The sequence below is a fragment of the Microcystis sp. LE19-10.1B genome (assembly GCF_027530565.1).
Lineage (GTDB): Bacteria > Cyanobacteriota > Cyanobacteriia > Cyanobacteriales > Microcystaceae > Microcystis > Microcystis aeruginosa.
Genome location: NZ_JAPZQM010000149.1, coordinates 1 through 12,213, shown reverse-complemented (window position 1 = coordinate 12,213; position 12,213 = coordinate 1). Strand labels below are relative to the sequence as shown.

At 42.1% G+C, this 12,213-nt stretch carries 8 protein-coding genes and 1 rRNA gene; 7 read left to right on the top strand and 2 right to left on the bottom strand.

The annotated features are described in order from the left end of the window. Positions 1-61 precede the first annotated feature (61 nt). The 3 genes from O9332_RS05420 to O9332_RS05410 all read left to right on the top strand — a co-directional run bounded on the left by O9332_RS05420 (position 62) and on the right by O9332_RS05410 (position 5,671). Positions 62-2,512: a transglycosylase domain-containing protein gene (locus O9332_RS05420; RefSeq protein WP_288024115.1), complete on the top strand. Its 2,451-nt coding sequence runs from the start codon at positions 62-64 to the stop codon at positions 2,510-2,512. 452 nt (positions 2,513-2,964) lie between these two features. Continuing rightward, a complete protein-coding gene (locus O9332_RS05415) occupies positions 2,965-4,725 on the top strand; it encodes a M61 family metallopeptidase (protein ID WP_002761648.1) in 1,761 nt (586 codons plus the stop codon). Positions 4,726-4,747: 22 nt separating this feature from the next. Then, on the top strand, positions 4,748-5,671 hold the full coding sequence (locus O9332_RS05410; protein WP_002761646.1) for a branched-chain amino acid transaminase: 924 nt from the start codon (positions 4,748-4,750) through the stop codon (positions 5,669-5,671). A gap of 77 nt (positions 5,672-5,748) precedes the next feature. On the opposite strand, the gene O9332_RS05405 is transcribed toward O9332_RS05410, so the two are convergent. Further along, positions 5,749-5,898 carry a hypothetical protein gene (locus tag O9332_RS05405; protein WP_002761639.1) on the bottom strand — a complete coding sequence of 50 codons (150 nt, stop codon included), beginning with the start codon at positions 5,896-5,898 and terminating at the stop codon, positions 5,749-5,751. A 16-nt stretch (positions 5,899-5,914) separates the two neighbouring features. Here O9332_RS05405 and O9332_RS05400 point away from each other — a divergent pair, with 16 nt between their 5' ends. The 4 genes from O9332_RS05400 (at position 5,915) to O9332_RS05385 (ending at position 12,049) form a co-directional block, all read left to right on the top strand. Next, positions 5,915-6,442, top strand: coding sequence for a Pycsar system effector family protein (locus tag O9332_RS05400; protein ID WP_002761637.1), 528 nt, complete (start codon positions 5,915-5,917; stop codon positions 6,440-6,442). A 254-nt stretch (positions 6,443-6,696) separates the two neighbouring features. Beyond that, positions 6,697-8,217, top strand: coding sequence for a circadian clock protein KaiC (gene kaiC, locus O9332_RS05395; RefSeq protein ID WP_002797104.1), 1,521 nt, complete (start codon positions 6,697-6,699; stop codon positions 8,215-8,217). A gap of 294 nt (positions 8,218-8,511) precedes the next feature. Further along, the gene (locus O9332_RS05390; protein ID WP_002761633.1) at positions 8,512-9,342 is read left to right on the top strand and encodes an amino acid ABC transporter substrate-binding protein; all 831 of its coding nucleotides are present in this window, start codon (positions 8,512-8,514) and stop codon (positions 9,340-9,342) included. An 82-nt stretch (positions 9,343-9,424) separates the two neighbouring features. Then, positions 9,425-12,049: a trans-splicing intein-formed DNA polymerase III subunit alpha N-terminal partner DnaE-N gene (locus tag O9332_RS05385; protein WP_002761630.1), complete on the top strand. Its 2,625-nt coding sequence runs from the start codon at positions 9,425-9,427 to the stop codon at positions 12,047-12,049. Positions 12,050-12,096: 47 nt separating this feature from the next. Here the strand turns inward: O9332_RS05385 and rrf are convergent. Further along, positions 12,097-12,213, bottom strand: a 5S ribosomal RNA gene (gene rrf / locus O9332_RS05380).

Sequence of the window (12,213 nt, the reverse complement as noted above, 5' to 3'; positions counted from 1 at the left end):
CCCCCCCACCCCACACCCCACACCCCACACCCACACCCTCACTCTCACCCGCTCAACTAACATGACATACAAACAAAAACTTAGTCAATTTTTTCATAATCTCGCTAATAAATTAGAGAATTCCGAGCAACCCCCTAAAGTCGATCCGATCAACTCCGAATCTGCGCCAGTTGCTGGGGAAAAGACAGTAGAAGCCGCTTCTGATAAAAAAAAGGTTAATTTAGTCTCCCAAACCAGTAGCAAGGCTCTAGAGACGTTAAAACCCTTAAAGAACAAATTTACTACCCTGATCGACAATTCCCCCTTACCGCAATGGCGACAACATCCCCGCTTTGGGTTGTACTTGGGATTGGGATTAGGCGTAACTGGGGGCATTTTGGGGGTAGGTTGGGGCATTTATCGCCTTGAAACCTCTCTACCGCAAAATATCGCCGATATACAAACCTATGCTCGTCCCGGCACCCTAACCATTCAAGCCGCTAATGGGGAAATCCTCAAGCAAAATGGCCCTAGCACTTACGAAACCGTGAAAATTGCCCAAGTTCCCCCACTGGTACAGGAGGCCTTTATCGCTAGTGAAGACCGCCGTTTTCGTGAACACGGGGGAGTTGATGGCCAGGGTATTGCTCGCGCTCTCTTTTCTAACCTGAGAGCCGGGGGAGTGGTGGAAGGAGGCAGCACCATCACCCAACAATTGGCCCGGATTGTCTTTTTATCCCAAGAAAGGAGCTTTGATCGCAAATTACGGGAAATGCGTATCGCTCAGAAAATAGAAGATAAATATACAAAAGACCAGATTTTAGAGCGTTATTTTCACCTAGTTTATCTCGGTTCCGGGGCCTACGGTCTGGCCGATGCCGCTTGGTTATATTTCAGTAAACCCGTCGATAAATTAACTCTAGCCGAAGCTGCCACCCTTGCCGGGATTGTTCCCGCTCCTAGTCTCTATTCTCCCCTCGAAAACCCTAAATCTGCCCTAGAACGGCGTAATATCGTCCTAAAAACTATGGCCGAGGTGGGATTTATTACTAACGCTCAAGCAGAACTGGCGATCGCATCTCCCCTAGGTCTGAAAACCAGTCCCCTAAAACGTCTGCAACGGCAAGCGGCCTATTTTACCGATTATGTGGAAAAAGAACTGCCGCAACTGGTTCCCGCTAAAACCCTAGAAGCGGGGGGATTGGTGGTAAAAACTACCCTTAATCCTCGTTGGCAAAGGGAAGGGGAGGAAGTGGTAGAAAGAGCGGTTTCTCGTTATGGCAGGTGGCAGAACTTCCAACAGGCAGCTTTAGTGGCAATTGACCCCAAAAATGGGCAAATTAAGGCCATGGTCGGGGGAATTGACCACGATAAGAATCAATTCAATCGGGTGACACAGGCAAAACGTCAGCCAGGATCTACTTTTAAACCTTTTGTCTATGCGGCGGCGATTGCGGCGGGGAAATCCCCCTATTCTAGTTATAAAGATGCTCAGTATGTAGTGGATGGTTATAAACCGGAAAACTACGGCGATAAGTATAGCGGCCGCGCGGTGTCCATGCGCGATGCTTTGACTTCTTCCCTGAATGTGGTGGCAGTTCAGGTGTTAGTGGCCGTCGGTTGGAATCCGGTGATTAAATTAGCTCAAGATATGGGGATCCAGTCGAAACTTTTACCCACTTATTCTTTGGCTTTGGGTGCTTCGGAAGTCAATCTTTTAGAATTGACCAGCGCCTACGGAACCTTTGCTAATAATGGTGTGCATCAACCAGTTTACGGTATTAATCAGGTACTCGATCGCAATGGTAAAGTAATTTATCAAGCCAATTTTAAACCGAAAACTGCTCTCAATCAAAACACGGCAGCGACGATGACTTGGATGCTGCAGGATGTGGTTAATTCGGGAACGGGAACCCCCGCACAAATTGGTCGTCCGGTGGCAGGAAAAACCGGCACTTCTGACAAGGCTCGCGACCTTTGGTTCGTCGGTTATATTCCCCAATTAGTCACGGGAATTTGGCTCGGTAATGACAATAATAAACCCACCAATGGAGCCAGTACCATGTCCGCTTGGATGTGGCGACAATTTATGTTAGGAGCAATTAAGGATATTCCCTATCAAGGTTTCCCAGAACCGAATTTAGGCAAACGTCCAGTGACATTAAAAGCGGAACCAATTAAACCCCGACGTACCTACTTTACCCAAACCACTAACAATCGTTTAGCCAGCAGCGATGAGGGTTCCCCCAGCGAAGGACCCATCCGCAGACGGCGACGGGTTCGGGTAAGTCGCGAGCAAACTATCGTTCGTTCTAATACTAGCGAACCCAGCCAACGCCGTTCTAGTCGTCGGCGTACTACCGTCGCTCCTACCAGCGCCGCTGCTCCTAGTCCTCAAAATACGGCCCCCGCGGCAGCCGAACCGATTACCGTTCCCGTCACTGTGGCAGCTCCCGAAACTCGTTCGGTTCCCCTACAGGTAACTCCTCCCCCCGATGTGGCTCCTCCTGCACCCCCGGCAGAAAGACGCTGAATCGGCACGACAACCCTCGCAGGATTTGCGGGGGTTACAGAGGATACTTTATCTCTGCTGATTTCTGAAAGCCTTGTAAATCAAGAGTAAAAATATAGTTGCACACGGGGTTAAATCCGTTGAGTATAGGCTACATATCAGGAGAGACAGTCATGCAAGGGGAGTGACTCTTAAATTATTACAGATGCGTCAGCAGCCGTCCTACCCCAACGGGGGGTTTGGGTAGGGTTGATTCATGAATCAACCCTACTATCAATCAACCCTACTATCAATCAACCCTAGGAGTTTGGGGGTTCTACCCCCCAAAGGCTTGGATTGAGTGATAAAATCGGAAGCAATACTAAATCCGTTGACTATAGGCTACATATCAGGAGAGGCAGTCATGCAAAAGGGGGAATAAATAATCAGTTTTTAATAACTGGATTTAGTAGAATAACTAAAAAGCTTGTTTAATGCCGATGACCAGTTTTATTTCCCCCACTACCATCTCTTCAACTCGTTTAAGTCTCAGCTATCAAGTGGCTATGTCGGAACCGACTTCACACCTCTTTGAAGTCACTCTACAGATTACCGGTTGGCAAGCTCCGATTTTAAACCTAAAAATGCCGGTTTGGACTCCCGGTTCCTATCTAGTGCGGGAATACTCCCGTTTAGTCCAAGATATTCAAGCTGTTAACCTCAACAGTCGCAAAGTTGCTAAAAATCACTGGCAGATTGACACCGGTAATAGTTCAGAAATAACGGTCAAATATCGCGTTTTTGCCCACGATTTAACCGTCAGAACCAACCATCTCGATGATACTCACGGTTACTTCAACGGGGCTGCTTTATTTTTCTATATCCCCGATTATCAAAAACATCCCCTCACCTTGACAATTATCCCCCCCCATAACGATTGGCGCGTTACCACTGCCTTAAAATCTTTACCCGGACAGAAAAACACCTTTCACGTTCCCGATTTTGATACCCTAGTGGACAGTCCTGTGGAGGTGGGGATTCATCAGTTATACGATTTTGTCGTCGAGGGAAAACCCCATCAATTAGCTATCTGGGGACGGGGAAACGCCAATCCTAGTCAAATTATCGCCGATACCACTAAAATTATTCAAACCGAGTCGGCTATGTTCGGTGGACTCCCTTATGATAATTATCTCTTTTTGCTACATCTTTCGGCGGCTGGTTACGGGGGACTAGAACATAAAAATTCCTGTACCCTTAACTATGCGCGTTTGGGATTGCGAGATAAGGATAAATATAATCGTTTTCTGCAATTAGTCGCCCATGAGTTCTTTCATCTCTGGAATATCAAGCGTATTCGCCCAAAAGCTTTAGAAAGCTTCGATTATGATGCAGAAAATTATACTTCTTCCCTCTGGTTTGCCGAAGGAACCACCAGTTATTACGATATAGTAATCCCTCTACGGGCGGGAATATACGATAGTAAGACTTTTTTAGAGCTTTTAAGCAAAGAAATCACCCGTTATCTCAATATACCCGGTCGTCTTGTCCAACCTCTAGGCGAATCGAGTTTCGATGCCTGGATAAAACTCTACCGACGGGATAGCAATAGCGATAATAGTCAAATTTCCTACTATCTCAAGGGGGAATTATTGTCGCTGCTTCTCGATTTACTAATTCGCACCCACACCGATAACCGTCGTTCCCTCGATGATGTTTTACGCTCGATGTGGCAACATTTCGGTAAAGAGGAGATTGGTTATACCGATGGGGAGTTGCAGGCAATTCTCGAATCTGCCGCAGGGGTGGATTTAAGCGACTTCTACCGCCGTTATATCGACGGTTTAGAAGAATTACCCTTTAATCAATATCTTGAACCTTTTGGACTCTATCTGCGGGGTGTTGACAATGGGGAGACGATACCTTATCTGGGAATGCGGCTACAGAGTGAAGCGGGTAAAGAAATAATTAAATTTGTCGAGATGGGTTCCCCTTGCCAAAAAGCGGGAATTAATGCTGATGATGAGTTATTGGCTATCGATGGATTGCGGGTGACGGCGGAACAGTTAAACGAAAGATTAAAAGACTACCGCGCAGGTGATATTATTCAGATAACAGTCTTTCATCTCGATGAATTGCGAACCCTTGCTGTTCCACTGGCTGCCCCGCAGACGATTCGCTATGAAATTATCAGGGTAGAAAATCCTTCTAATAGCCAGAAACAAAATTTTTCCGCATGGGTAAATCCCGTTTAGTTCTTGGTTCAATCAAAAAAAAATGTCTATTACCGAAATTCCTTTCCTTCCTCTCGCCTATTTTGAGAATAAATTTATCCCTTTTAGCGAGGCAAAGTTATCCGTTGCTACCCACGCACTACACTACGGAACTGCCGCTTTTGGGGGTTTACGAGGTACTCCCGACCCTAACAATGCTGGACAGATATTATTATTTAGATTAGAACGTCATTGTCAGCGTTTAAGTCAAAGTGCTAAGTTTCTTAATTACGAGATTCCTGCCGATAAAATCTATCAAATAATTATCGATTTTGTTAAAAAGAATCAGTGTCATCGACCTTTTTATATTCGTCCCCTTGTCTATAGTTCCGGGTTGGGAATTGCCCCGCGATTGCATGGTATCGAGAAGGATTTTCTAGTCTATGGTCTAGAAATGGATGATTATTTAGCAGCCGATGGGGTTAACTGTCGGATTAGTTCTTGGTATCGTCAAGAAGATAGAAGTTTCCCGTTGCGAGGTAAAATTAGCGCCGCTTATATCACTTCTGCTTTAGCAAAAACGGAAGCGGTAGAATCGGGGTTTGATGAGGCAATTTTAATGAATTCCCAAGGCAAGGTCTGTGAAGCGACGGGAATGAATATTTTTATCATCAGAAATGGTCAGCTAATTACTCCTAGTTTTGACCAAGATATCCTAGAGGGGATTACTAGAGATAGTGTTTTAACTATTGCGCGGGATTTGGGTATTCCGGTTATTGAAAGACCCGTGGATAAGACGGAGTTATTTATCGCTGATGAGGTGTTTTTAAGTGGCACTGCGGCGAAAATTACTCCGATTAAAAGGATTGAAACTTTTTCTTTACCTGCGGCTAAACCGATTACTTATCAGTTAAAAGAAAAGTTAAGTTCTATCGTTCTCAATCAGGAACCAAAGTATCAAGATTGGATTACTAAAGTTCCTTTATAGTTAGAGAAATTCACTTGATTTTCCTTGAGATGCGCCATCATTTGACGCATCTCAAGGAACCCTGAAATAAACAGAATTTATCTATTTTTCGGTTTGATTCCTTCCTGTATGTAGGGTATAGTTCTCTTAGGATCAATCTTCAGCACGGGTTTCTTCCCTGTTGCTGTTTTTTCTTGTTGATTGTCGGTTTTTTGCTGATTTTGATTATTATCGGTTGTATGTTCCATAGTAGAGCAAATAAGTATGACAAATATTCGGCTTACCTATGATTATACCTTAAACTCTATCAAAGTTGTCAAGGATAGTATTAATCAACTAAATACAAAACTTACTTTGATTCTGACTATTAGCGGTGTTTTGGTTAATTTTGGCAAAGATTTACCTGCTTATATAGTTTCCCTTGAATGTAACCAGTCTATTTATCCTTGTCTTAGCTGCTATCTTTTGAAATTTTTGGCTTATTTATTCACAATTATTACTATTGGCTTAGGATTATGGGGTCTATCCCCAGTAGTGGGTGGTGAAATTATCCTACCAGAACAATTGCTTGCTGAGGAATGGAACCAAGCAGAGGAAGAAGACTATCTAACGGCTTTAATACAATATTTACAAACAGAAACTTTAGTTATAATCTCTAAAATTAGAGAGCAAAAAGCCATTAGATTAAATTGGGCAATTAGGACGATAGTAACAGCAGTAATCTTGTTTTTATTAGATGAGATGATTTTTATTTCTATTCCTGTTTTGGGTAAATTTTGTGCGGGGATATAACCCTAACTACCTTACTGCGCTAACACAGCCTACTTAATATTTTCTTGAAAAATAAGCTCTTGGGATTATTTATTGATCATTTATATTCGAGAAATTCTCAGCAGATAATGTGGATAATCTAGTCGATATTGTCATAAAAGTTAACAACGCTCACTGAATTTTCTTGATACACCCCAACTAGGGATGAATTTCTGGTATCGCTGGTCACTGAAATAGGTACAATAAACATTGGCTCGTTTTCATAGAGAACTTAAATGACGCAAAATAATCCCCTAGAGTTGATTGAGAAGTTAGAAACAGGAATCCCCGGCTTTGATTTTCTTTCGGAAGGGGGATTACCGAAAGGACGAGCAACTTTGATAGCGGGGACGGCAGGAAGTGCTAAAACGGTTTTTGCCTGTCAATTTCTGGCAGAAGGCATCAAAAATGGAGAAAATGGCGTTTTTGTCACCTTCGAGGAGCCACCCCAAGCACTAAGAAAAAATATGGGTGGTTTTGGTTGGAATATCCGGCAGTGGGAGGAGAATCGTCAATGGGCCTTTGTCGATGCTTCCCCCCAACCGGAAGAAAAGCCGATGGTGACGGGAGAATACGACCTAGGCGCATTAATCGCTCGCATTGAGTTTGCTATCCGCAAAAATAAAGCCAAACGGGTGTCTATGGATTCTTTAGGCGCAATTTTCAGCCATTTAAGTGATAGCGCTCAAGTGAGAAGTGATCTTTTTCGTCTGGCAACCGCTTTGCGAGAATTGGAAGTAACAGCGATTATGACCGCAGAAAGAACCCAAGAATACGGCGAAATCAGTCGTTATGGGGTGGAGGAGTTTGTGGCCGATAATGTGGTGATTTTACGCAACGTTTTAACCGATGAGAAAAGAAGAAGGACGATCGAAATTTTAAAATATCGGGGAACCGATCACCAAAAAGGAGAATTTCCTTTTACAATTATTCCCAATAAAGGGGCCGTGATTATTCCTTTATCAGCCATTGAATTAGAACAAAAATCCTCTAATATTCGCATTACTTCTGGCAGCTTGGAACTCGATAGAATGTGTGGGGGTGGTTTCTTCCGCGATTCGGTTATTTTGGTTTCGGGAGCCACAGGAACAGGAAAAACCCTGATGGTGACAGAATTTATGGCTGGGGGAGTAACCAATGGGGAAAGATGTTTAATTTTTGCCTTCGAGGAAAGTCGAGAACAGTTATTTAGAAATGCTACCGGTTGGGGTGTGGATTATGACCGCATGGAAAAGGAAGGTAAATTAAAGGTAGTCTGCCGTTATCCCGAAACTACGGGTTTAGAAAATCATTTAATTATGATGAAGGAAATTATCGAGGAGTTTCAACCGAATCGAGTGGCAGTAGATAGTTTATCTGCTTTAGAAAGGGTTTCTAATCTGAAAGGATTTCGGGAATTTATTATCGGTTTGACTTCTTTTATTAAGCAAAAAGAGGTGGGAGGATTATTTACTTCCACCACTCCCACTTTATTAGGAGGTTCCTCGATCACAGAAGCGCATATTTCTACAATTACCGATTCAATTATTCTGCTGCGTTATGTGGAAATGTATGGAGAAATGCGCCGCGGGATCACTGTTTTAAAAATGCGCGGTTCTATGCACGATAAGGATATTCGTGAGTTTTCGATCGATCATCAAGGTATGCACATCGGTCAACCTTTCCGCAATGTTACCGGAATTCTGGCTGGAACTCCTATGTACACAGCACAAACAGAAGTAGAACGTTTGAGTGGATTATTCGAGGATCGTAGTTAGGGTTTGCGGCAAAAAGTTTTTCGGTGGGGGTAGGGTGTAGGGTGTGGGGTGTGGGGTGTAGGGTTTTACCGATTTTCATCTGTTCAATTACCTAATTTTCAGGGAAAAAGTCCAGGGATTTTCCCCCTGATCACTCCCAGACGAGGCACTTTTGGATTTTAAAAAGGTCTAAAAGTCTTATCCAACAAGGTTTTTAGATTTATTCAGCAAGCTCTAGTTAAAATATAGCAGCATTTGCTAATCGCACATCGGCCGTTAGCTTTTTTCTCCCTATCTCCTTCTTGCTTTCTTGATATGTCTAAAAACTTTTGGTTGATTTTTCTAGGTCTTTTACTGATAAATAATCTACATTTATCAGCCTTGGCAGAAACAGTTTTACAAAGAATTGCTCGCACGGGAGAATTAAAAGCGGCAGCCAGAAAAGATGCTACTCCCTTTAGTTATATCGATGATAAAACGGGACAATGGACAGGTTACGGAGTGGAATTAATGCGCTTAGTCCAACGTCGATTAGCACAAGAATTAGGTAAACCGATTACAATAACCTTTATAGAAGCGACGACTAATAATCGTTTTCAGCAAGTGGAACAGGGACAAGTAGATTTATCCTGTAATGCGGCAACAATTACGGAAGAAAGACTAGAAAAGGTTAATTTTTCTATTCCCTATTTTATGACAGGAGCGCAATTTCTAACTAAAAGGGAAAATGTTGATAAAATAGATATTAATAACACTTTAGCGGCAGTTGCGATCGCCTATATTCCCCACACCACCACCGATAGTATTATTCGTTATATCTATCCTCTGGCTAATTGGCAAGCTGTCAGCGATCGAAGTGAGGCAGTGGCAAAATTACAAAGGGGAGAAGTAAACGCAGTGGTTAGTGATGGAATTCTTCTACTGGGGGAACTCGTTAAACAAGGACAGGATCCGCGACAATTTGTGCTACTACCCAGTCAACCGATTACCACCGAACTTTATGGCTGTATTTTACCCAAAAACGATCCCGAATGGAAAAAATTTGTTGATACTGTCGTCGGCAGCAATGATAACCAGAAACTGCGAGAACAATGGTTTAATTTAGAAGAAAGTTCTTTCCCCTATAGGATTCTCAATCAACCCTAAAAATAGACTGTAATTGCTGAAAATTAAAAGTAAGTAAATTCTGTTTTTTTTCTTTTTCCTTGTCACTTTTTTCTGAAAAATTATGTCTTTTGTCGGTTTACATATTCACAGTGATTATAGCTTACTTGATGGTGCTTCCCAATTACCGGCACTAATTGATCGAGCGATTGAATTAGGACAACCAGCGATCGCTTTAACCGATCATGGAGTCATGTATGGTGCGATCGAATTAATTAAAACCTGCCGTAATAAGGGAATAAAACCAATTATTGGCAACGAAATGTATATAGTCAATGGCGATATTGAAGTCAATCTTCGCCACCGAAAATATCATCAAGTTGTTTTAGCCAAAAATACCCAAGGCTATAAAAATCTAGTTAAATTAACAACTATTTCTAATCTGAAAGGTATTCAAGGTAAAGGTATTTTTGCTCGTCCTTGTATCAATAAAGAGTTACTCCAACAATACCACGAAGGATTGATAGTTACCAGTGCTTGCTTGGGTGGAGAGATTCCCCAAGCGATTTTAGCTAATAACAGGAAACTGGCTAAGGAAACCGCTAAATGGTATAAAAAACTTTTTGGTGATGATTTTTATTTAGAAATTCAAGACCACGGTTCTAAAGAAGATCGGATTGTCAATGTAGAAATAGTTAAAATTGCTAAAGAGTTAGGAATTAAAGTAGTTGCTACTAACGATTCTCACTTTATTTCCTGTTACGATGTAGAGGCCCACGATGCCTTGCTTTGTATTCAAACTGCCAAGTTAATTACTGAAGACAAACGCCTCCGTTATAGCGGTACAGAATACTTAAAATCTGCTGATGAAATGCGTTTACTTTTCCGTGATCATCTGCCCGAAGATGTGATTGAAGAAGCGATTAATAACACCTTAGAAGTAGCAGAAAAAGTCGAACCTTATAACATATTTAATGAACCAAGACTGCCTAATTATCCAGTTCCTGCGGGACATACTGCTGATAGTTATGTAGAAGAAATTGCTTGGTTAGGATTACTAGAAAGATTAAAATGTCCTTCTCGTCACGAGATTGAGCCTGTTTACAAAGAAAGGCTTGAATACGAATTAAAAATGCTACAGAAAATGGGATTTTCTACCTATTTTCTCGTCGTTTGGGACTATATAAAATATGCTAGAGATCATGATATTCCCGTCGGTCCAGGACGCGGTTCTGCGGCGGGTTCTTTGGTAGCATATTCTTTAAAAATAACCAATATTGATCCCGTTCATCACGGTTTATTATTTGAGCGTTTTCTCAATCCTGAACGGAAATCTATGCCTGATATTGATACGGATTTCTGTATCGAGAGACGGGATGAAATGATCCAATACGTCACGGAAAAATACGGGGAGGCTAATGTTGCCCAAATCATTACTTTTAACCGCATGACATCAAAAGCTGTCTTAAAAGATGTGGCGCGGGTGTTAGATATTCCCTACGCCGAATCGGATAAAATGGCGAAAATGATTCCCGTTTCTCGCGGTAAACCCACACCTTTAAAAGTGATGATTTCCGATGAAACTCCCGAACCAGCGTTTAAAGAAAGATACGATACGGAACCCCATGTGCGTCATTGGTTAGATATGGCAATTCGTATCGAAGGTACTAACAAAACCTTCGGAGTTCATGCTGCGGGAGTCGTCATTTCTTCCCAACCTTTAGATGAAGTGGTTCCCCTCCAGAAAAATAATGATGGGGCGGTAATTACCCAATATTTCATGGAGGATTTAGAATCATTGGGATTGTTAAAAATGGACTTTTTAGGGTTAAGAAATTTAACCACTTTGAAAAAAACCGCCGATTTAATTAAACAAAATCAGGGCATAGATATCGATCTTGATCAATTGCCTTTAGATGAAAGAAAAGCCCTGCAAATTCGGGCTAAAGGGGAACATAAAAAACTACCTCCCGATATTCTCAAAACCCACGGATTACTAGAAGAAGGGGATTTAGAAGGTATTTTCCAGTTAGAATCATCGGGGATGAAACAGATCGTTAAAGAGTTAAAACCATCGGGTATTGAGGACATATCTTCAATCTTAGCACTCTATCGCCCCGGACCTTTAGATGCGGGATTAATTCCTCTCTTTATTGGCAGAAAACACGGTAGAGAACCCATTCGTTATGATCATCCTTTATTGGAACCAATTCTTAAGGAAACCTACGCAGTTTTAGTCTATCAAGAACAGATTATGAAAATGGCGCAGGATTTAGCCGGTTATTCTCTAGGAGAAGCGGATCTATTGCGTCGGGCAATGGGTAAGAAAAAAGCCTCCGAAATGCAGAAACAAAGGGAGATGTTTATCGATGGTGCTGCTAAAAATGGTGTGGAAAAAAGAATCGCTGAAAATCTCTTTGAACAGATGGTAAATTTTGCCGAATATTGTCTGGGAGGTGAGACGTTAATTTTAACTGAGGAATACGGATTATTACCAATTGCTAAAATTGTGAGCGAAGAAATTAACTGCACTGTTTATACTGTTGACCAAAATGGTTTTGTTTATAGTCAACCAATCTCTCAATGGCACGAGCGAGGTTTACAAGAAGTCTTTGAATACACCCTAGAAAATGGGCAAACTATCCAAGCAACCAAAGATCATAAATTTATGACTAGCGACGGAGAAATGTTAGCCATAGATACAATATTTGAGCGAGGTTTAGATTTAAAATCCTCTGATTTTTCCTAAAAACCAAACCCCCCAATCTTGTCGGATTGAGGGGTAGGAAAGAATAATCCTGGCATCGAGCTATTGTCCCGGTCGGCAACCCGACAAGTATCTTGGCCACGGTGAAGTTTCACAACCGAGTTCGGGATGGAATCGGAGTGGTGCCATCACGTTAAAGACACCAG